This is a genomic window from Clostridium coskatii, from assembly GCF_001675205.1.
GTDB classification, from domain to species: domain Bacteria; phylum Bacillota; class Clostridia; order Clostridiales; family Clostridiaceae; genus Clostridium_B; species Clostridium_B ljungdahlii.
Map to the genome: position 1 here is coordinate 1 of NZ_LROR01000022.1, position 20,128 is coordinate 20,128.

Genomic DNA, 20,128 nt, shown 5'->3' on the forward strand with positions numbered 1-20,128 from the left:
GATGCTACTGGTAATAAGTTTATTGGAAAATATGATATTAATTTAGCTTAAATATTAGGGGTGAAGCAGAGATGCTGAACCTTATACTATATAAAAATCAAGCTCTCTGAGTTTTCGAGAGCGTACTATTATTCAAAGAGGGGGGCTAAGTATATGAAATATTATGTTGCTGATGCTTTTACGGATGAAGTGTTTAAGGGAAATCCGGCAGGAGTATGTGTATTAGATGAGTGGCTGCAGGATGATGTAATGCAAAAAATTGCAGCAGAGAACAATTTGTCAGAAACAGCTTTTGTAGTTAAAGGTAAAAATAAAAATGAATATGATCTAAGGTGGTTTACGCCAAAGGCAGAAATAGATTTATGCGGACACGCTACACTGGGGACTTCCTATGTTATTTCCAATTATGTAGATGTTGGAACAGATAAAATGATATTTCATACTGCAAGTGGAATACTTGAAGTCAATCGTAAAAGTGATTTATATGAAATGAATTTTCCTACAAGAGAACCTAAAAAAACTCAAATACCAGAAACAATTTTGGATATCATTGGGGTGAAACCTATAGAAATATACTTATCAAGGGATTTATTTACAGTAGTTGAAACAGAAGAGCAGGTTAAAAATTTAGCTCCTGATTTTTCTAAAATGTTAAAATTAGAAGTTGGCTCAGGAGTTATCGTAACTGCAAAGGGCAGTGATGTGGATTTTGTATCCCGTTGTTTTTATCCGAAGCTTGGTGTAAATGAAGATCCTGTAACTGGTTCTGCACACAGTAATTTAATACCCTTTTGGTCAAAAAGATTGAATAAAGATAAGATGATAGCAAAACAGCTGTCAAAACGCGGTGGAACATTATATTGTGAACTTTGTGGTGATAGGGTTAAAATAAGTGGAAGAGCTTCACTATATATGGTGGGAAATATTAATATATAGTTATGAGGAGTTAAATGATGGAAAATGGAAAAATAAAACTTATAGTTGCAATGCTCATATTCGGCAGCGTTGGGCTGTTTGTCAAAAATATAGACTTGTCTTCTAGCATGATTGCATTGGCAAGGGGAATAATAGGAAGTATCTTTTTATTTACAGCAAGTTACATAACAAGACAAAATACATCATGGAAAGCCATTAAATCTAATTTAATTCCATTAATAATATCTGGAGCTGCTATAGGTGTCAATTGGATTTTTTTATTTCAAGCATACAAGTATACCACTGTATCAAAAGCTACTTTGTGTTATTATTTTGCACCTGTAATTGTCATGTTTTTGTCTCCATTTATATTGAAGGAAAAATTGAATACAGTTAAGATTATGTGCATCATAGTCGCTATGGCGGGAATGTTTTTAATAGTAGGAGCTGGAAGTAGTGCGGCAGAAAACAATCAATTGCTAGGTATTATATATGGTCTCGCAGCAGCAGCTCTCTATGCCAGTGTGATTATAATAAATAAGTTTATAAAAAATTTATCAGGTATGGAAAGCGGTATGATACAACTTACTGCAGCGGCAGTAGTTCTATTGCCTTATGTATTTGTTACGGAAAAAGTGTCACTTTCACAGTTAGGTTTTAAGTCCATTGTACTTCTTTTAGCTGTGGGAATAATACATACGGGGATAGCTTATCTTCTGTATTTTTCTGCAATACTAAAACTTAAAGGGCAGACAATAGCAATATTCAGCTATATTGATCCCATATCGGCAATAGTTATGTCTAGTATATTTTTAGGAGAAAGAATGACATTTATACAGGTACTAGGTGGCATTCTCATATTGGGGACAACTTTTATCAATGAGTTATCAGGAAAAAAATCAGATGAAAAGGAATATATGTTGGATTAGAAGGATAGTTTTATGATATTAAGTGTAAGTAGAAGAACGGATATACCGGCTTTTTATAGTGACTGGTTTTTCAATAGGATAAAGGAAGGATTTGTGTTAGTCAAGAATCCATTTAATTCAAAACAAGTGAGTAAAGTGAGTTTAAATCCAAAAGTAATAGATTGTATAGTATTTTGGACTAAGAATCCTAAAAAAATGACGAAGAGATTGAACGAAATTAAAGAATACAACTATTATTTTCAATTCACTTTAAATTCATATGATAAGACATTGGAGACAAACGTTCCAGAGAAAAAGTATTTGATAAATACATTTATAGAATTATCAAAACGAATTGGTAAGGATAGAGTTATATGGAGGTATGATCCCATAATATTAACTGATAAGTTTACAAAAGATTACCATTATAAGTGGTTTGAGTATCTTGCAAGAAAATTGTGCCCATATACAAAGAAGTGTGTTATCAGCTTTTTAGATTTATACAGGAAAACAGAGCGCAATTTAAAAGAAATAAACATTTTACCGATAGACAAGGATGATATGTTTGAGTTAGCAGAGAAGTTTTCAAAGATAGCTTCTAAGTATAATGTGACTATTGAAACTTGTTCGGAAGAAATAGATCTATCAAAGTTCAATATTAATCACGGTAAATGTATAGATGACAGGTTGATTTCTAAGATATCTGGGGAAAAGCTGTCTATAGATAAAGATCCAAATCAAAGAGAGGTTTGTGGATGTGTAAAAAGCATTGATATAGGAGCTTATAATACATGTAACCATGCTTGTTTATATTGTTATGCAAATTTCAATAGAGATGCTGCTGAAAAAAATTTATTGAAGCATAATAAAAGGTCTGCACTATTGCTTGGTGAGTTATGTGGAGATGAAAAGATTGTAGATAGAAAGATGAAGTCATATAGAGAAGATCAGGTATCTTTTTTATCCGATGACTAGTTGCTCTAATACTCCCACGCACTCTGTGAAAGCGACTGTCACCAAATCAAAGATTTGGGATATCTGCTTTTCTCCAAGTGTACGTTGTGAGCAGCTACGTCCCTGGATATTAAAACTCCATCTGATGCCAAGAATTCTGTTTATAGAAAATAAGATTACGATATAATTGTATTGATGTAAGTTGATACAATTATTTTTATTTACATATGAAGAGGAGAAATGAGATGTAGTCTAAATAATCATTTACTTTATGGTATAATTTCACTGTATAAGGACGATAATTTGAGCGGAGGAATAAAAAGTGAATGAAAAAATACTTTTAGTAGATGATGAAAAGAGCATTTTAGATGTGCTGACCTATGCACTAAAAAGAGAAGGATATTTAGTAGAAAGAGCTTATGATGGAGAGGAAGCACTTCATAAAGTAGATATTTTTAATCCACACATAGTAATTTTGGATTTAATGCTCCCTGTGATAAAGGGATACGATGTTTGTAAAAAATTAGAAAACAAAAATATTGGGATTATCATGCTTACAGCAAAAGAAGATATTGTGGACAAGATACTTGGCCTTGAATTTGGAGCAGATGATTATATGACGAAACCCTTTGACATAAGAGAACTTCTTGCAAGAATCAAGTCACTTGTAAGAAGACTTAATAAAACTATTGATGAAAAAAGAGATATCGGTGTCATAAAGATAAATGATCTTATTGTTAATAAAAAAAAGAGAACTGTAAGTATAAAAAATGTTTTGCTAGAGCTTACACCTATGGAATTTGATCTGCTGTATTTACTGCTTTCAAACCCAGGCATAGTATACTCTAGAGAACAGCTTCTAAATATAATATGGAATATGGATTATGTTGGAGGAACACGAACTGTAGATACACACATTCAAAGGGTAAGAAAAAAGTTAGGCGATAGTTATCAGGATTTAATACAAACTGTTTATGGTATTGGATATAAAGGGGTTGACGAATTATTTGAAGGTGGGAATTAAATTCAAGCTCATATCTTTTACAGCTTCACTTTTATTGATTGTAATATCATTTTTGAGCTTCTTGGTACTTAATGGAATAAAAAGTTATCAAAATAAGGAAACACAGGCTATTTTATTTAAGCAAAAGGATATATTTGAAGAATATTTTAGTGAACGCATGAGTTTGAATAAAAATACTAATTATGATGACAGCTTAGCTAGAGGTAGTATTTTTAATAAAGCATGGCTGAGAACTATACCTGCAAATATATATAATACAAAAGGTGAACTCCTTTCAGGGTTTAAGACAGATGCAAAGCTAAATGAAAATGATGAGAAAAAAATTATGATAGACTATGCAATTAAAGGCAAAGTATCTTATAGAGAAATTAATGATGTGATATATTTTTATTCACCTATTAAATATAAGGGCAGTACAGCAGCAATTTTAGAATTGGAATATTCAATTAGAGAAAATAAATTATTTTATAGTGATATAGAAAAATTGTTTTATGGTATAGGTTTTTTGGCTTTAGTTCTTGGTATATTTGTAGGAATCTTTTATTTTTCCAGACTAACTAGAGACATATATGAAATGAAAGATTCAGTAGAAAGCATTCAAAAGGGTGAATTTAGTAAAGTACATAAGGTAAATCGAAATGATGAATTAGGAGAATTGAGCAGCGGTCTTATATTTATGAGTAATACTATAGAACAAAATATTGAGGAACTTCAAGTTGAAAGAGATTCTTTAAGTAGGGCCGTGGATAAATTAAAAAAAATGGACAAGCAACAAAAAGAATTTATAGGAAATGTAACTCATGAATTCAAGACTCCAATTACCAGTATAAAAGCCTATGCAGATGTGATTGGAATGTACACGGATGATTTAAAATTAATTGAAGAAGGTACTTTAAGTATATCAAAAGAATGTGATAGGCTTTCGAGCATGTTAGATAATATATTGAGCCTATCTGCCCTTGAAAAATATGATTTTGAAATAGAAAAAAATGAAGTTAATTTAAAAAAAGTATTGAATGAAATATGTAAAACAATGATGGCAAAAGTCAAGAAAAATAGTTTGATTTTAAAATATGATGCAGAGGATATTGTTGTTACCTTGGATGAAGATAGTTTAAAGCATATTTTAATTAATTTAATTGATAATGCTATAAAATACAATAAACCAGGTGGAAGTATATATATTCAGTGTTATAAAAATGATAAAGACAAGATAATTATAAGTGTTAAAGATACTGGTATAGGTATGAGTGAAGAAGTACTTTCCAAAATTTTTGAACCTTTTTATAGAGCTGACAAACATAGGAGTCGTGAAACAGGAGGAGCTGGACTTGGACTAGCTTTAGTTAAAAAACTAGTTGAAAAACAAGAGGGAAACATAAAGGTAAATTCCAAATTAAATGAAGGTACTACTTTTTGTGTTGAATTTTCCACATAAAGTTTACAAGATTGTGACATCTATTTATAATTTTGTGAAAAAGTTTTGATAATCTGTTTATAAAGAAAAAGGAGGAAAATTCAATGTTGAGTAAAAAGGTTTTATCTCTGATTTTGGCCGTAGGAGTTATAGGAGGTGTAAGTGCAATTCAATTAAATCATCATGTAATTGCTAAATCTAAACAGGACATAAAAGTAACAGCATATAAACCTTCTGCTAAAGTCAATGAAAACGGATACCAGATTGACAAATATGAAAATATTGAGGGTACTGCATGGCTTAACGAGAATGAAGTGTTGACTTTAACTAGGAAAAGTGAATTTAAAAATCCCGATTCCACTAGAATTATAAGATATTGCAGCATTTATAATTTAAATACAAAAAGCTCTAAGGATTTTAAGAATGCAAATATAGATGAATTTTTAGGAGTATCGCCAGATAATAAATTTGTTCTTTATTCAGAAGCAAGGAATATTCCAAAAGTTGAAAGCCAGGAGTGGAAGGATGCTCTTGCTTCAGGAGATTTACTCCACAAAAATGTAAAATTATTAAATTTGTCTACAGGTCAAATTACAGATGTAAATACGGAAAAGTTAAACAGTGATGCCCAATTTATATGGGTAAGTAAGGATAAAATTTTAGCAAATTATTTTAATCATTGGGCAATAATTGATACAACTGGAAAAGTGTATGCTGATGGAAGTTATAATGCTGGAGAACAGGATAGTGCATGGATATCCGGTGTAGATGATATTAAAGATTTAGGAAATAATATGGAAGGTAAGTTTTATTATACCCAAGATAAGAATGGAAAAGAAGGAGTAAAATTATGCTCCATGGACGTGAAGACTAAAGAGATAAAGGATATTTACGCCAATAAATATTCTTTGCATGCAGATAAAAAGGGAAAGACAATTATAATGGACAACTACAATAACAATGGTGGGGCAGTTGATGGAGTTTATGTAAACAGAACTTTTGGAGCACTTGTTATGAATGAATCCGGTAAGGTACTTCAAGATATTAAATTGCCTAAAGGCAGACTAACTTCGGGATCATTTACATCTGACTACATACTCTCACCTGATGGGAGTAAAGCTGCCTATGTGGAGAGCAATAATGAAATTAGTCGTCAGGTAGGTTCAGATAATAAGAATCTTGATATATCAATTAAGGTTATAGATATTAAAACAGGTGATATAAAGGAAATAGTAAAGGCATCCAGCTTAAAGAGTAAAAATGGAGAAAATAATTATATTACAGTTAGAATTAAAGATAAAGATGGTAATTTTAAAGAAAAGAAAATTAAGAGAGGACCTGGAATCTTAAATATTTCTTGGGATAGCACAAGTACGGCACTGTCATTTACTGATGGGAGCTCTTCTGATCCGTTTAATAAAGACAATATAAATACTTATATAGTTACTTTTGATAAATAACCTCTTTATAAATTAACTTTCGCACGTATAAAATTTTGACTTAATATAAGTAAATTGCGAAACATTTTTTAGAGGACAATTGACAGAGGACATAGGACAGTGAAGGTAAGTTTTCTTCCTTATGTCAGAAAACTAATTCATTTTTTTAGGCTTGTTTTGCTAATGCAAAACAAGCTTCAAATTTATATAAGTCAGCAATATTTCACTTTAGCCAAATGAGTCATTAGAAATTTAATTAAAGATTTTTCGTAGTGCAGCGGAGAAAAATATTCCTTCACTGTCCTCTGTCAATTGTCATCTGCCCTCTCAAAAAAGTTGTTTCGCAAAGTTTTTAAACTGCGAAAATTGGGCTATAATCGTGGATCTATACAATTAGTTTAAAATTATCTTTAGTAACCCCACATATTGGACAAGTCCAATCATCTGGTATGTTTTCAAATGGGGTACCAGCTGGAATTCCTGAGTCAGGATCTCCAACAGCTGGATCATAAATGTATCCACATACTGTACATTCATATTTTCCTATATTTTTTGAAGTTTGATTTTTATTTTGTGGGATGTTTGCTTCAACCTTAGGTGAGATTCCTCGTTTCATATCCTGGTAATATTTATAGGTAATTTGTTCTACATCGTTGATCAGTTCTGCATTTAGTACTTTACAGATAAATATTGTATGAGTAAAAACATCAATTTCTTTTTCAACTTTTAATTCAAAATAGGATGATGTGTTGTCTAATATTATAGGGACACCACTTTCTATTGTTTTAAATGATACTCCTTCAAATTTATCAATGTCCCTTCCTGATTTAAATCCAAATTTGCCTATGAATTCAATAGGAGTTTCTATGGATAGGGCAGATATACCTATCAATTTACTGCTTTGTATATAATCATGGGTAAGATTTTTTTTGTTAATGCTCACTGCGAGAATAGCAGGATTTGATGTTATTTGAAAAACTGTATTTGCAATTTGAGCATTTTTCTTTCCTTCTGAAATAGAACTTACAAGGTATAGTCCATAACTTAATTTGTAAAAAGCTTTATTATCAATCATAAATTTATATACCTACATGTAAGATCATGTAAGTAATCCCCCTCCTTTATATATTAAAAATTATTGGTTGGCATTTGCATTTACAGGCGGTACAAAAGTTCTTGATTGAAGTTCTGTATCTAGCATATAAAGTGCTGCAGAATTATCACTTATTTTATCCAACTTTTTAACTATCTTACTAAAAGTATCTTCTTCTTCAATTTGTTCATCTATAAACCACTTGAGTAAGCTTGCTGTGGCATGTTCTTTTTCTTCAGTAGCAAGATCCATCAAATTGTAAATTCTTGCAGTAACTTTTTTTTCATGTGTTAGTGCTTTGTTGAAAACATCATTTATTGAATCATAATTGTTATCAGGTGAATCTATAGATCCAATGAGTATTCTAGCATTTGTTCTTTTTAGAAAATCATAAAATTTTGATATATGGTAGTTTTCTTCTTCAATTTGCACTTTAAAGAAATTTGAAAATCCATCTAGATCCAATGAATCACAGTATGCCTTCATAGAAAAGTAAATATTTGCTGAGTACATTTCATAGTTTATCTGATCGTTTATAGCTTTTATAAGTTTATCACTTAACATAGTATAAGCTTCCTTTCTTTCGTAGTTTAGATTAAGTTACATTTTAGTATAAATTATATAAAATAAAATTATACATTTTACAATTTCCCTTGAGATCTCAAAAGTTAATATTGTGGGAACATTAGATATTAAGCCATAATTGTTATTATTTAATATCTAATGTTAGAATATCACATTTAATATAAATTTTCAATACTTATATTGCAGATAATATTTTTTATATGTATTAACATTTAAAATATTATGTAAATTAAAATTAATGTAAACAATAAATTTTTAACAATTATACATAATAAATTCTTTTACTGCCATACTAAATTTGTAATTAGTCTAAGAATTTTTTAGCAAAACTTTAGTACAATATTAAAAGGTTAAATAGACTAATAGTAATTTATTATAAAATCAACTACATATGGAGATTTTATTAGTGAGTTATTATGATAAATTTAAGAATAATAAAATTTGGGAGGTACACGTTATATGAATGGTACAGTAAAATGGTTTAATGGAGAAAAGGGATTTGGATTCATTACAGGAGAAGATGGAAAAGATGTTTTTGCACATTTTTCTCAAATAAATTCAAATGGTTATAAGTCACTCGATGAAGGTCAGAAAGTTTCTTATGATGTAGTTGAAGGACCAAAAGGACTTCAAGCAGAGAATATTACTACTATTTAGTTAATGAAATTTACCCCTTAAATAATCATTTTATTTGAGGGGCTTTTAGTTATCTAAAAATTTGTGATGCCTAATTTTATTATTGATTTCTTTTAGAAAATTCATTAATTAAGCTTCTTGCAATAGTGAATTTTTTAGGTATGTTAGGAAAATTATCTTTTGTAAACCAATCAGCTTGTTTTATTTCACTTCCATCAACTTTTATCTGGTCAGATTCATATTCTGCAAAAAATCCTATCATTAAGGAATTTGGAAATGGCCATGGGGAGCTTCTGTAATACTCAATATTTTTCACTTTTATACCAACCTCTTCAAAAACCTCTCTTTTTACAGCACTATTTAAGTCTTCTCCAGCCTCTACAAAGCCGGCAATTAAGCCGTACATATTGTCTTTAAATCCATTGTTATGTGCAAGAAGTATCTTATCACCCTTAGTAACTGCAACTATTATTGCCGGACAAATTACAGGATACATTATGTGATTACAGTTTGGACAAATTTTAGCCATTTCATCTTTTTTATTTTCTGTTTTAGAGCCACATTTGCCACAGAATCTATGAGTCTTATCCCAATTCAGTATTTGGCTAGCCCGTCCTGATATTAAAAAAGATTGTTCATCAAGTAGAGAACCAAGGTCGTACAAGTCCATTAAGTTGAAATTAATTGGTAAATTCAATTCAGAAGTTGATTCAATGGCAAAGCAAGATTTTTTTTCAATGCTGCCTAAAAAGAATTCAGTTTGATACTCAATATTTAGCAATTTAATATCGTCAAAGGTAGGAATGACAAAAGTATTTCCTTCTTTTTTTACTAATAGATTTTGGTTATGAAACACACAGCATAAGTCGCTAGCTTTACCTTTTTTTAAGGTATCAGATGATATTTTAAAATTATTATTCATGTGCGGCAAATCCTTTCATACTATTTATATAATAAACAATTATTTTTTATTATAACACTTGATTCGACATATATGGAGATTATTTGTTCATTTTAACAAATTTTTAAGTTGCTATAAGAAATATGCTTCTAGTAAGCTAAAGTTTTTATATATTGATTACATAATACAAGATAAAAAGTGCAATAATAACTTAGATGGAATAAATAAGGAGGTGATTTAGTATGCAGCACCAAACTTTAGCACCACATGAATCAATGGAAATACATGAGATGCTAAATTTTAAAACAGTATCTATAGTAAAGTCCAAGATGATGCAAGGCTTAGTTTTTGATCAAGATCTCAAGAAACTTATGGAAAAGGATGTGCAGCAATCAATGGGTGCTATAAATGATTTACAAGGACTACTGCAAAAGGTTTCTAATATAAAAGAGGAGAAGGTGAAATTATATGAATAATGACTATTTAGAAATAAGAAATGCTGAGGGTATGCCTAAAATTGTTGATTCAACTGCAGCACTGGATTTTTTACTATCTGCCAAAACTGGAATTAGAAATTGTGCCATTGCGCTAACCGAAACTGCTACTCCAGAAGTTAGAACAGTTTTACATAATCAATTGAAAAATGCAATTAATATGCATGATGAGATATCAAATCTTATGGTAAACAAAGGATGGTTTCATCCCTGTGATTTAGATAAACAATTTCAAACAGATATAGAGTCATCTAACACAGCAGTACAAATTTCTAAAATGGAGCTTTTCCCTGGGAACACGAGTAGACTGGGAACATTTGCAACACCAGAAAAATAGTTAGGAGGCAGCAGGTATAATGAAAGCTGTAACGTTTCAAGGTATAAAAAATGTAAAGGTTAAAGATGTTAAGGAACCTGAGGTTCACAAAAATGATGATATAATAGTAAAACTTACAACTACAGCTATATGTGGATCGGATTTACACTTAATTCATGATATGATTCCTAATTTGCCCCAGGATTACATAATAGGGCACGAACCTATGGGAATTGTGGAAGAGGTAGGACCCGATGTTACAAAAGTGAAAAAAGGAGATAGGGTTATTGTACCATTTAATGTAAGCTGTGGTGAATGTTATTATTGTAAACATGGTCTTACAAGCCAGTGCAATAATTCAAATCCCCATGGAGAAACAGGAGCTTATTTTGGATATACTGAAACCTTTGGAGGATACCCCGGAGGTCAGGCTGAATACATGAGAGTTCCTTATGGAAATTTTACGCCTTTTCGTATTCCAGAAGACTGCGAAGTAGAGGACGATAAGCTAGTTCTTCTTGCTGATGTTGTACCTACAGCTTATTGGAGTGTGGAGAATTCTGGAGTTAAGGCTGGAGATACAGTAATAGTGTTAGGTTGTGGACCAGTTGGACTTATGGTACAAAAATTTGCATGGCTTAACAATGCTGAGAGAGTAATTGCAGTTGATAATATACAGTATAGATTAGAACATGCAAGACTTCACAATAATGTTGAAGTAGTAAATTTTGAGGAACATGAAAATACTGGAGAATATCTAAGGGAAATTACCCATGGGGGAGCAGATATTGTTATAGATTGTGCAGGAATGGATGGAAAGATGACACCTATGGAGTATTTGGAAACTGGTTTAAAATTGCAAGGAGGAGCTATGGGTGCTTTGGTAATAGCAACACAATCAGTTAGAAAAGGGGGAGTTATTCAACTCACGGGTGTTTATGGTGGAAGGTACAATGCATTTCCACTTGGAGATATATTTAGCCGTAATATAAATATAAGAACAGGTCAAGCTCCCGTCATTCCATATATGTCAAAGCTCTACAGCATGCTTGCAGAAGGAAAGGTTGATCCAAGTGATATTATTACACATAAATTGCCTTTAGATCAGGCAGAACATGGATATGAAGTTTTTGATACTAAAACAGAAGGTTGCATTAAAGTTGTTCTTAAACCATGATGGAGGTGATACAAATGTCAAAGCAAAGTGCTATAGCACCACATGAAAGTATTGAAGTGCATGAGCTTTTAACCTTTAAAAATATTTGCCTTACAAAATCAATTACTGCAGCTAAACTAGTATCAGATAGTGAGCTTAAGACAATTTTACAAAATGATGTATCTACAACAAAACGACAAATTCAGGAGTTAAAAGAAATTATGGAACGATCATGTAATGTAAAATAGATCATAGAGGGAAGGTAGATTTATGAATTCAATAATAGAAAGCCTTACTGGAATGGATAAGATGAGTGATCAGGTCATTGCTACAGATTTTTTAATAGCAGCTAAAAGTGGAATAAGAAACTATTCTATTGCCATAACTGAAACTATATCAGAGGATGTGAAAGAGGTACTTAAAAAACAATTAGAAGATTCTATCCAAACTTATGAAGCAATTACTGATTATATGATGAAAAATGGATATTATCATCCATATAATATGGATGAACAGTTTAAAGTGGATATGAAAACGACGAATACAGCGTTAAATTTAACAGAAGGTATGTAACAGGAGAAGGTTGTCTTAAAGTAAAATTTGAGATAACCTTCTTTATTTCAAAAATTTTAAGCATAATCCTTGCTAAAAATAATTACACTAATTGATATAGAAAGAATTGATTGGTAGTGGTTATAAGATCGATGAAACATTAAAATCAGAAATGGAGTAAATATTTTCTAGAATTTTATAAACTTTTCATAATAAGTTATACTATAATAATGGTAATTGGAAATATTAAAAAGGGAGTGATTTTTTATGCAAGGTAAGATTTTAGTTGTGTACTACTCACTTGAGGGAAACACAAGACTTATAGCTGAAACTATTTCAAAAGAGATATCCAGTGACATTTTAGAAATAAAGCCTAAAAAAAGTATAGATCCACACAGCAAAATGAGGTACTTTATAGGTGGAAAGCAGGCCATAACTAAGGAAAAACCAGAAATTTTACCTTATGATATAAATCCTGAGGATTATGATGTTTTATTTATTGGAACTCCAGTTTGGGCATGGACTTTTTCACCTGCCATAAGGAGCTTTTTCGCCAATACAGATTTAAAAGGTAAGAAGATAGCTTTATTTAGCTGCAATGGTGGGGGCAATGGAAAAACTTTTAAAAATATGAAAGAGCAGCTTGAGGGCAACGAATTCCTAGGAGAAATTGAATTTAAAGATCCTCTTAAAAATGACACGAAAGAAAATATAGAAAGAGCTAAAAAGTGGTGTAACAGTATTTGCAAATAGTAATTTAGTATATTTAACATAAATAACTTGATTTATATAATAAACTGTGTTATTCTTAACAAGAACTTAAATTAATAGTTAATAATCAAACACAAATATATTTCAATTAGTACTTAACGATATAGTATGTTGATATGGGAATTTTATTAGTGAGTTATTGCGATGAATTTAAGAATAATAAAATTTCGGAGGTACACATCATATGAATGGTACAGTAAAATGGTTTAATGGAGAAAAAGGATTTGGATTTATTACAGGAGAAGATGGAAAAGATATTTTTGCACATTTTTCTCAAATAAATTCAGATGGATATAAAACACTTGAAGAAGGTCAAAAAGTTTCTTATGACGAAGGTCAAGGACAAAAAGGACCTCAAGCAGAAAATATTACTGTTCTCTAGTTAATGAATTTTACCCCTTAAATAGTTATTCTATTTGAGGGGTTTTTAGTTTCCGAAAATTTATTTATTTCTTGAGCACTTCTCCTAATCTTTTAATTCCTTCTATAATCCTATCATCTGGCATATTTGAATAATTTAATCTAAAGGAATTTTTGAAATTAGCATTTGGGAAAAAAGATTCTCCAGCTACAAATGCCACATTGTTTTTTATTGCTTTAGTAAAAATATCTGAAGCATCCATATTTGAAGGAAGTTGAATCCATATGAAAAGTCCGCCATCAGGAAGAGTATGTTTTATATCTTTAGGAAAATACTTTTCTATACACTGTATCATAAGTTCTCTCCTGTGTCTGTATACTTCTTTGATTTTTTGTATATGTTCTTCTATATCATACATTTCCATATATTTTGCAGTAATCATTTGTGCGAATATATCAGTATGCAAATCTGCACTTTGCTTAAAAGGAATATATTTTTGAATAATACTCTTATCTGCACATATCCAGCCAAGCCTTAAGCCAGGAGCAAATATCTTTGAAAAAGTACTTAAGTAAATTACTCTTCCTTCAGTATCAAAATGCTTTACTGGTGGAAGATCTTCTCCAGCAAATCTTATTGCACCATAGGGGTTGTCTTCTATTATTACTATATCAAATTTATTTGCTATTTCTACCAGCTTTTTTCTCCTTTCAAGACTCATAGTTCTTCCAGTTGGATTTTGAAAATCTGGTATGGTGTAGATAAATTTTGCATTAGGATTATCCTTAAGGGCTTTTTCAAGATCTTCCATAATCATTCCTTCTTCGTCCATAGGAATTTCTTTAAAGTTTGGAAGATAGGTTTTAAAAGCACTGATAGCTGCAAGGTAAGTTGGACTTTCACAAATTATAGTGTCACATTCATCTATAAATACCTTTCCTGAAAGGTCTAAAGCCTGCTGGGAGCCTGTAGTAACTATTATGTTATCCAAAGATGTTTTTATACTTAGTTTCTCCATTCTCTTACAGATAGCTTCTCTTAAGGGGATATATCCTTCAGTGGTACTGTATTGAAGAGATGCTTCTCCGCATTTAGTTAAAACTTCTGTACATACGTTTTTTAATTCATTAACAGGAAAAAGTTCTGGGGCTGGCAGACCTCCTGCAAAAGATATTATTTCAGGCCTTTCTGTAACTTTTAAAATTTCACGTATTTCCGAAGGCCTAACAAAATTATTTCTTTTTGAAAATTTAGTATAATTCATAAGTAACACTCCTTATATAATAGGTTTTCCAAAATAATTATCCTGGTTAACTGTTGAAGAATTTGTATTTTGAAGCAGTTCTGCTATAGCTTTCATAAGCTTATTTAATCCAATACTTATATTTTTTGCATTTTCGAAAGTGTAATTTAACCTCATATAGCTTTTACCATCGCTTCCTTCAGGGTAAAATACATTCCCTGGAGCATAGGAAACACCTTCCTTAGAACATTTTAATAACAATTGTGTTTGTGAAATATTTTCAGGAAGCTTGCACCAAATGTAATAACCGCCTTTAGGAAGATTAAAACTAATACCAAGAGATTTATTTTTTTCAAGTATGCCAAGCATTAAATCTCTTTTTTTCATATATTCTTTGCATATTAGCTTTATGTGATCTTCATACAGTCCTTCTCGTAAAAACTTATCCAATATATACTGTGAAGCTGTGTTAACGTGAAGATCTGTCATTTGCTTTAATAAAGCAAACTTTTTTATTACTTGTACAGGTGCAGCAGTCCATCCAACACGCATACCTGAAAACATAGTTTTAGAAAATGTACTTAGATATATGACATAGCCGTATGCATCCAGGGACTTTAAAGACGGCAAGTATATATTCTCATAGTTTATTTCACTGTAAGGGTCATCTTCGATAATTGGAAGCTGATATTTATATGCCAAATTTAGCAGCTTGTATCTTTTTTCTAAACTCATAACTATTGAAGTTGGATTTTGAAAAGTAGGTACTGTGTATAAAAATTTAGGCTTATATTTATTTAGTAAAATTTCAAGCACATCTAAGTTTATACCATCACTTTCCATAGGGACTCCTATAACTTTTGCCCCTGACAACTTAAATAGTTCAATTGCACTCATAAATGTAGGTTCTTCTACTATAACCACATCACCTTTACTTAGAAAGGCTCTTCCAATAAAATCTATTCCCTGCATAGAGCCTGAAAGTATCATTATTTCTTTAGGAGAAACAGATATGTTTCTTGATTTTAGTAATTTACTTAAGCTTTCTCTAAGAGGATAATATCCATAAGAAGAAATATAAGCCAGCATATCATTTCCGCATTTTTCCCATAAGTCTTTTTGCAATTTTACTATATCCTTAAGAGGATGCAAACTTGGATCTGCAATACCAGCTGAAAAAGATATATTTTTTTCTCCCCCTACTGAATTTATTATGTCAACAATGTCATGATTATTAGCAGAACTTACATTTGAATCAAAAAACTGATACCATGAAAGTGGTACAGTATGATTTCTAATACTTAACTGCTTATTTTTTGTGTTATTTGCTACTATAGTTCCTTTTCCTTTGTGGGACTCTAATAAACCTAAAGATTTCAATTCTTCATAAGCACTAATTACTGTACTTCTGCTTACACTAAGTTCTCCTGCAAGTTTGCGCTCAGATGGAAGTAAAAAATTTGATGGAAGCATACCAGAGTAAATCATATTTCTTATTTCATTTTTAATTTGTACGTAAATTGGTATGGAGCTTTTTTTGTCTATAGAAATGCGCATTTCTATCACTCTTTCTAAAATTTAAAAAATATTATATACATAATAACATTAAATTTTTATATTTAAACTACCAATTCTTATATTTAAAACCAATCCAATCTCATTATTGATAGGTTAAAGGGATAAAAGCATGAATATATTCACTGCTTGCACCAAGAATTGCTACTAATCCAAAATAAACTAGAGTAAATACAATTCTTGTTGAGGTTTTCATTTCATAATATTCTTTTTTAGGATTTTTATAATACTTGTACAATTCTACAATTCCTAAAATTAAAAATATGATTAGCACAGGGTTGAAAAATTTTATACAAGCCAAAGCAAAAACAGGGATACCGATAAACCATAGCTTAGGTGTTATAGCTGTAGCGATTCTACCACCATCTAGGGGATGAATAGGTACTAGATTAAATAAATTCATAAAAAATCCTGTATATGCTAGTGCTAAGAAAACATTATTGTGAGTTAAAAGATAAATAGGTATACAAAGTAGGGCGGCAATGCTGCCTCCAACTGGTCCTGCAGCAGCCATAAAAGCTTCATCTTTTGCAGTTTTAGGCATTTCCTTCATTGATATGAGTGCACCAATAAAGGGTATAAATATTGGAGTTGAAACAGGAAGATGAATTTTTTTAGCAGCTGCATAGTGTCCCATCTCATGTGCAAACAATAAAAGTATAAAGCCTACTCCAAAAACAACACCGTACATGCTGGCGTATATAAAAATAGCTAATATCATAGAACTTAGTGTATAAAATACCTTGCTTAATTTAAGTAGCACAAATAAGAATTTGAATTTTGCAAGAAATATCAATGCACCTTTAAATTTTAAAAGAAAAGCTCCTATTATTCCTAAAATGCCAATTTTACTTTTTTTTGACCTTATTTTTTTTAGGATAGGAGGCTTTACGTTTGAATTTTCTGTAAATTCCTCGTTAGCATCTGTTTTATAAGGCACATTATCTCCCTTGATTTCAGTATATAGATTATTTACAGATTGATTTTCGTTTTTTGATTTAGTCATACCAAACATTTAAATCACCTCTTTATATATCTCGTGTAGAATATACTATACTATATTCCATTATATAAATGATAACAAAATAAAAAATATTAGTAAAATAGAAAATTATGAAAATCAAATAAACGAAAGTTATTATAAAATGATATATTAACTATGAATATAATTTATTTTTCCAGTATTTGATAATAGAAATTAGATAAATATTTTGCTATAATATATTATAGGTGGTGAGATATATATGGATAAAGAAATCCTGGAAATTTTAAAATCTATGCAGCAGGATATGAAATCAATGAAACAAGACATAAATTCAATGAGACAAGATATGAGTTCAATGAAGAAAGATATAGTATCGATAAAATCTACACAAAAAGAACATACTCAGCTATTAAGTGCTTTAGAACATAAGACAAATGTAATTTCAGCAGAACAGGAAAATTTAAAGCATGAGGTTGCTGAAATTAAAGGAGAAGTTAAAGGCATAAGGAAAGACTTGAGCAATGTAGAACTCATCACAGCTAGCAATTGGTCTGATATTGCTAAATTAAAAGCCATTAAATAAGTAAGAATTTATAGGCACTTAATTTAGTGTCTTTTTAGAATATTAGGTAAAACGTCTAATCTGGAAGTAATATTGTAAAAGTAATTGTGCTTTCATCATAATTTCCCCATATCTTTCCATTGTGCCTTTCAATTATACTTTTTGTTATAGAAAGACCCAATCCCGAGCCTTCATCAGGATTTGTACGGGATTTATCTGCTCTATAAAACTTTTCAAATAGCGTACTTACATTTTCTATATTTAAATTTTCACATTTATTGCTTATGCTGATTACAGCATTTTTATCACATTGAGTTAAAGATACATTCACATCCGAAGGCTTGGTACTGTATTTTAGAGCATTGTACATTAGATTGTTTAGAGCTCTTACAAATAAATTGATGTCAATTGTAACCATTATATTTTCAGCACATATGTTATCTATAATATTTAACTTTGAATTTTCAAAAGTAATTGAAAATTCGTCAATTAACTGGTAGATGAGTTCATTTAAGCATACTGTAGACAGGTGCAATTTTAAGTCTCCACCATTTAGTTTTGTGAACATAAATAAATTATCCGTAAGTTTCTTCATTGTTTCAGCTTTTTTTAATGATATATTTATAAATCTTTGCATCTCTTCTTTGGATTCATACTCATTATTTTCTATAATTTGTAAAAAACCAATTATGCTTGTGAGTGGACTTCTTATGTCGTGGGCTACATTTGTTATAAGTGCATTTTTAGAAACTTCAATTTTTTTCTCGTTTTCAATTTTTTCATTTATTTTATCTGCCATAAAGTTTATATTTTTAGATATCTCAGATAGTTCATCATGACCTTTTTCACGTATTTTAAAATTTAAGTTTTCATTTGCAATAGTTTTTATACCGCAGCACATTTCATTTATGTATTTCATCCTATGATGGGTTATTATGAAAAATATCAACATACATATGGAAAGTAAAATTAAAATGTTTTTGTCTCCAACTAGTGTTCCTATTGAGTCATGAGGTGTATTTATAGGAGAGGCAATAATCCAAAGTATGGAAATATCATTACCTGTTTTTATAGGTGTTTTGTATATATAATCATGATACATGGTTAAATTCGTCGTATGATTAAAGTATTTTAAAAAGTCAGAGTATGTTTTTTCCAAGCCTTTATTTTCAGCAAGTTTAGATGAATTATATAAAATTTTGTTTTGGGGATCAGTTACAATAAAACCTAGTTTATATTTTGAATATTTAACTTCATATTTTGACAATACAGATTTATATTTGGAGTTATTATTGAAATTTACACCACTTGTATTTAAACTTACATCACGGGAAATACTCGACAATCTGCCAAGGCTATAGTTGTAATTTTGAAACTTATAAGGATACTTTTGAGATACAAAACTTATGTAGGTTGAATACACAGTCGTAAATATACAAAAACTTGCAATTAGTGAAAATATAAATGATATAAAGAATTTAGTTTGAATACCTGCTATTTTAACTTTCAATTTTATACCCAACTCCCCATACAGTTTTTATGTAATCTTTTTTAAGCTTTTGCCTCAATCTTCTTATATGCACAGTAACTGTTCTGTCAAATTCTATGTAAGGTTCCTTCCATACGTTTTCATATATTTGCTTTATACTCAGCACATTGTCCTTGTTCTTTGCAAGAAAATCCAAAATTTCAAATTCACGTGGGGTCAAATTTATCTCATCGTCATCTACCTTTACAATGTGCTTATCTGTATCCAGAAGCATGTCCTGAATTTTAATCAACTTTGAATTTTCATGAAAGTTTGAATTAAATTCTTTGTATCTTCTTAGATGGGAGTTTATCTTTGCAATTAGGAGCATTGGATTAAAAGGTTTTGAGATATAATCATCAGCCCCAATGGTAAGCCCCATTATTTTATCAGCATCGTCAATTTTAGCAGATAGTATTATAATAGGTAAATTTAAGTTTTCTCGTATTTTCATACATGCCATCATGCCGTCCATCCTTGGCATCATAACATCTAAGAGTATCAAATCTATTTTATTGTTTTTTAAAATCTCCAGGGCTTCAATTCCGTCTTTTGCACATAGGGAAGCTATGTTTTGGTTTTTTAACATTATAGTTAAAAGTTCTCTTATATTTTCATCGTCGTCTACAATTAAAACTACATTTTTGTCCATGTAAAAATTCACCTTCCTATTGTCCTATATTTATTATATACATTTTTTTATTGCTTTGGCC

The 20,128-nt window shown here is 30.4% G+C and carries 23 protein-coding genes; 15 read left to right on the top strand and 8 right to left on the bottom strand.

Annotated elements, in window-relative coordinates; all coding sequences use genetic code 11:
• Window positions 1-153: 153 nt before the first annotated feature.
• The 6 genes from CLCOS_RS01140 (at window position 154) to CLCOS_RS01165 (ending at window position 6,678) form a co-directional block, all read left to right on the top strand.
• Window positions 154-936 carry a PhzF family phenazine biosynthesis protein gene (locus tag CLCOS_RS01140; protein WP_063600015.1) on the top strand — a complete coding sequence of 261 codons (783 nt, stop codon included), beginning with the start codon at window positions 154-156 and terminating at the stop codon, window positions 934-936.
• Window positions 937-953: 17 nt separating this feature from the next.
• On the top strand, window positions 954-1,844 hold the full coding sequence (locus CLCOS_RS01145) for a DMT family transporter (protein WP_204524430.1): 891 nt from the start codon (window positions 954-956) through the stop codon (window positions 1,842-1,844).
• Between the two features lie 12 nt (window positions 1,845-1,856).
• A complete protein-coding gene (locus tag CLCOS_RS01150; RefSeq protein ID WP_063600013.1) occupies window positions 1,857-2,798 on the top strand; it encodes a DUF1848 domain-containing protein in 942 nt (313 codons plus the stop codon).
• Window positions 2,799-3,099: 301 nt separating this feature from the next.
• Window positions 3,100-3,801 carry a response regulator transcription factor gene (locus CLCOS_RS01155; RefSeq protein ID WP_063600012.1) on the top strand — a complete coding sequence of 234 codons (702 nt, stop codon included), beginning with the start codon at window positions 3,100-3,102 and terminating at the stop codon, window positions 3,799-3,801.
• Window positions 3,791-5,239, top strand: coding sequence for a HAMP domain-containing sensor histidine kinase (locus CLCOS_RS01160; RefSeq protein ID WP_242866870.1), 1,449 nt, complete (start codon window positions 3,791-3,793; stop codon window positions 5,237-5,239). Before CLCOS_RS01155 ends, CLCOS_RS01160 begins: the two co-directional genes overlap by 11 nt.
• Window positions 5,240-5,322: 83 nt before the next feature.
• Entirely contained in the window at window positions 5,323-6,678 is a 1,356-nt protein-coding gene (locus CLCOS_RS01165) for a hypothetical protein (protein WP_063600010.1), read from the top strand.
• 364 nt (window positions 6,679-7,042) lie between these two features.
• Here CLCOS_RS01165 and rd read toward each other — a convergent pair whose 3' ends face one another.
• Entirely contained in the window at window positions 7,043-7,732 is a 690-nt protein-coding gene (gene rd / locus CLCOS_RS01170) for a rubredoxin (protein WP_063600009.1), read from the bottom strand.
• A 60-nt stretch (window positions 7,733-7,792) separates the two neighbouring features.
• Window positions 7,793-8,314 carry a ferritin gene (locus CLCOS_RS01175; protein ID WP_013238603.1) on the bottom strand — a complete coding sequence of 174 codons (522 nt, stop codon included), beginning with the start codon at window positions 8,312-8,314 and terminating at the stop codon, window positions 7,793-7,795.
• A 480-nt stretch (window positions 8,315-8,794) separates the two neighbouring features.
• Between CLCOS_RS01175 and CLCOS_RS01180 the strand changes: the two genes are divergently transcribed.
• Window positions 8,795-8,992 (top strand): cold-shock protein, encoded by a 198-nt coding sequence (locus CLCOS_RS01180; protein ID WP_013238604.1) that lies wholly within the window; start codon window positions 8,795-8,797, stop codon window positions 8,990-8,992.
• Between the two features lie 79 nt (window positions 8,993-9,071).
• Here CLCOS_RS01180 and nudC read toward each other — a convergent pair whose 3' ends face one another.
• Entirely contained in the window at window positions 9,072-9,893 is an 822-nt protein-coding gene (gene nudC, locus CLCOS_RS01185) for an NAD(+) diphosphatase (RefSeq protein ID WP_013238605.1), read from the bottom strand.
• 221 nt (window positions 9,894-10,114) lie between these two features.
• Between nudC and CLCOS_RS01190 the strand changes: the two genes are divergently transcribed.
• From CLCOS_RS01190 to CLCOS_RS01220, 7 genes are all read left to right on the top strand, one after another.
• A complete protein-coding gene (locus CLCOS_RS01190; protein WP_013238606.1) occupies window positions 10,115-10,348 on the top strand; it encodes a hypothetical protein in 234 nt (77 codons plus the stop codon).
• The gene (locus tag CLCOS_RS01195) at window positions 10,341-10,703 is read left to right on the top strand and encodes a spore coat protein (RefSeq protein WP_063600008.1); all 363 of its coding nucleotides are present in this window, start codon (window positions 10,341-10,343) and stop codon (window positions 10,701-10,703) included. Before CLCOS_RS01190 ends, CLCOS_RS01195 begins: the two co-directional genes overlap by 8 nt.
• Window positions 10,704-10,722: 19 nt before the next feature.
• On the top strand, window positions 10,723-11,859 hold the full coding sequence (locus CLCOS_RS01200) for a zinc-dependent alcohol dehydrogenase (protein WP_013238608.1): 1,137 nt from the start codon (window positions 10,723-10,725) through the stop codon (window positions 11,857-11,859).
• 14 nt (window positions 11,860-11,873) lie between these two features.
• Window positions 11,874-12,086, top strand: coding sequence for a hypothetical protein (locus tag CLCOS_RS01205; RefSeq protein WP_063600007.1), 213 nt, complete (start codon window positions 11,874-11,876; stop codon window positions 12,084-12,086).
• 22 nt (window positions 12,087-12,108) lie between these two features.
• A complete protein-coding gene (locus CLCOS_RS01210; protein WP_063600006.1) occupies window positions 12,109-12,411 on the top strand; it encodes a spore coat protein in 303 nt (100 codons plus the stop codon).
• A 246-nt stretch (window positions 12,412-12,657) separates the two neighbouring features.
• Window positions 12,658-13,143 carry a flavodoxin family protein gene (locus CLCOS_RS01215; protein ID WP_013238611.1) on the top strand — a complete coding sequence of 162 codons (486 nt, stop codon included), beginning with the start codon at window positions 12,658-12,660 and terminating at the stop codon, window positions 13,141-13,143.
• 202 nt (window positions 13,144-13,345) lie between these two features.
• Window positions 13,346-13,543, top strand: coding sequence for a cold-shock protein (locus CLCOS_RS01220; RefSeq protein ID WP_013238612.1), 198 nt, complete (start codon window positions 13,346-13,348; stop codon window positions 13,541-13,543).
• 64 nt (window positions 13,544-13,607) lie between these two features.
• Here CLCOS_RS01220 and CLCOS_RS01225 read toward each other — a convergent pair whose 3' ends face one another.
• The 3 genes from CLCOS_RS01225 to CLCOS_RS01235 all read right to left on the bottom strand — a co-directional run bounded on the left by CLCOS_RS01225 (window position 13,608) and on the right by CLCOS_RS01235 (window position 17,355).
• Window positions 13,608-14,786, bottom strand: a complete 1,179-nt coding sequence (locus CLCOS_RS01225) for a PLP-dependent aminotransferase family protein (RefSeq protein WP_063600005.1) — start codon at window positions 14,784-14,786, stop codon at window positions 13,608-13,610.
• Between the two features lie 12 nt (window positions 14,787-14,798).
• Window positions 14,799-16,322, bottom strand: a complete 1,524-nt coding sequence (locus CLCOS_RS01230) for a PLP-dependent aminotransferase family protein (RefSeq protein WP_063600004.1) — start codon at window positions 16,320-16,322, stop codon at window positions 14,799-14,801.
• 103 nt (window positions 16,323-16,425) lie between these two features.
• Entirely contained in the window at window positions 16,426-17,355 is a 930-nt protein-coding gene (locus tag CLCOS_RS01235) for a site-2 protease family protein (RefSeq protein ID WP_063600003.1), read from the bottom strand.
• A gap of 229 nt (window positions 17,356-17,584) precedes the next feature.
• Between CLCOS_RS01235 and CLCOS_RS01240 the strand changes: the two genes are divergently transcribed.
• Window positions 17,585-17,908, top strand: a complete 324-nt coding sequence (locus tag CLCOS_RS01240; RefSeq protein WP_063600002.1) for a hypothetical protein — start codon at window positions 17,585-17,587, stop codon at window positions 17,906-17,908.
• A gap of 55 nt (window positions 17,909-17,963) precedes the next feature.
• Here the strand turns inward: CLCOS_RS01240 and CLCOS_RS01245 are convergent, their stop codons facing one another.
• A complete protein-coding gene (locus CLCOS_RS01245; RefSeq protein ID WP_063600001.1) occupies window positions 17,964-19,397 on the bottom strand; it encodes a sensor histidine kinase in 1,434 nt (477 codons plus the stop codon).
• On the bottom strand, window positions 19,387-20,067 hold the full coding sequence (locus CLCOS_RS01250; RefSeq protein WP_063600000.1) for a response regulator transcription factor: 681 nt from the start codon (window positions 20,065-20,067) through the stop codon (window positions 19,387-19,389). The genes CLCOS_RS01245 and CLCOS_RS01250 overlap by 11 nt, the downstream gene beginning before the upstream one ends.
• Between the last annotated feature and the right edge of the window lie 61 nt (window positions 20,068-20,128).

Coding starts and splice junctions, on each gene's coding strand:
- CLCOS_RS01190 (WP_013238606.1), top strand. CDS start 10,115: ATGCAGCACCAAACTTTAGCACCACATGAATCAATGGAAATACATGAG.
- CLCOS_RS01140 (WP_063600015.1), top strand. CDS start 154: ATGAAATATTATGTTGCTGATGCTTTTACGGATGAAGTGTTTAAGGGA.
- CLCOS_RS01145 (WP_204524430.1), top strand. CDS start 954: ATGGAAAATGGAAAAATAAAACTTATAGTTGCAATGCTCATATTCGGC.
- CLCOS_RS01225 (WP_063600005.1), bottom strand. CDS start 14,786: ATGAATTATACTAAATTTTCAAAAAGAAATAATTTTGTTAGGCCTTCG.
- CLCOS_RS01150 (WP_063600013.1), top strand. CDS start 1,857: ATGATATTAAGTGTAAGTAGAAGAACGGATATACCGGCTTTTTATAGT.
- CLCOS_RS01180 (WP_013238604.1), top strand. CDS start 8,795: ATGAATGGTACAGTAAAATGGTTTAATGGAGAAAAGGGATTTGGATTC.
- CLCOS_RS01200 (WP_013238608.1), top strand. CDS start 10,723: ATGAAAGCTGTAACGTTTCAAGGTATAAAAAATGTAAAGGTTAAAGAT.
- CLCOS_RS01175 (WP_013238603.1), bottom strand. CDS start 8,314: ATGTTAAGTGATAAACTTATAAAAGCTATAAACGATCAGATAAACTAT.
- CLCOS_RS01205 (WP_063600007.1), top strand. CDS start 11,874: ATGTCAAAGCAAAGTGCTATAGCACCACATGAAAGTATTGAAGTGCAT.
- CLCOS_RS01235 (WP_063600003.1), bottom strand. CDS start 17,355: ATGTTTGGTATGACTAAATCAAAAAACGAAAATCAATCTGTAAATAAT.
- CLCOS_RS01220 (WP_013238612.1), top strand. CDS start 13,346: ATGAATGGTACAGTAAAATGGTTTAATGGAGAAAAAGGATTTGGATTT.
- CLCOS_RS01240 (WP_063600002.1), top strand. CDS start 17,585: ATGGATAAAGAAATCCTGGAAATTTTAAAATCTATGCAGCAGGATATG.
- CLCOS_RS01210 (WP_063600006.1), top strand. CDS start 12,109: ATGAATTCAATAATAGAAAGCCTTACTGGAATGGATAAGATGAGTGAT.
- nudC (WP_013238605.1), bottom strand. CDS start 9,893: ATGAATAATAATTTTAAAATATCATCTGATACCTTAAAAAAAGGTAAA.
- CLCOS_RS01195 (WP_063600008.1), top strand. CDS start 10,341: ATGAATAATGACTATTTAGAAATAAGAAATGCTGAGGGTATGCCTAAA.
- CLCOS_RS01165 (WP_063600010.1), top strand. CDS start 5,323: ATGTTGAGTAAAAAGGTTTTATCTCTGATTTTGGCCGTAGGAGTTATA.
- CLCOS_RS01250 (WP_063600000.1), bottom strand. CDS start 20,067: ATGGACAAAAATGTAGTTTTAATTGTAGACGACGATGAAAATATAAGA.
- rd (WP_063600009.1), bottom strand. CDS start 7,732: ATGATTGATAATAAAGCTTTTTACAAATTAAGTTATGGACTATACCTT.
- CLCOS_RS01215 (WP_013238611.1), top strand. CDS start 12,658: ATGCAAGGTAAGATTTTAGTTGTGTACTACTCACTTGAGGGAAACACA.
- CLCOS_RS01230 (WP_063600004.1), bottom strand. CDS start 16,322: ATGCGCATTTCTATAGACAAAAAAAGCTCCATACCAATTTACGTACAA.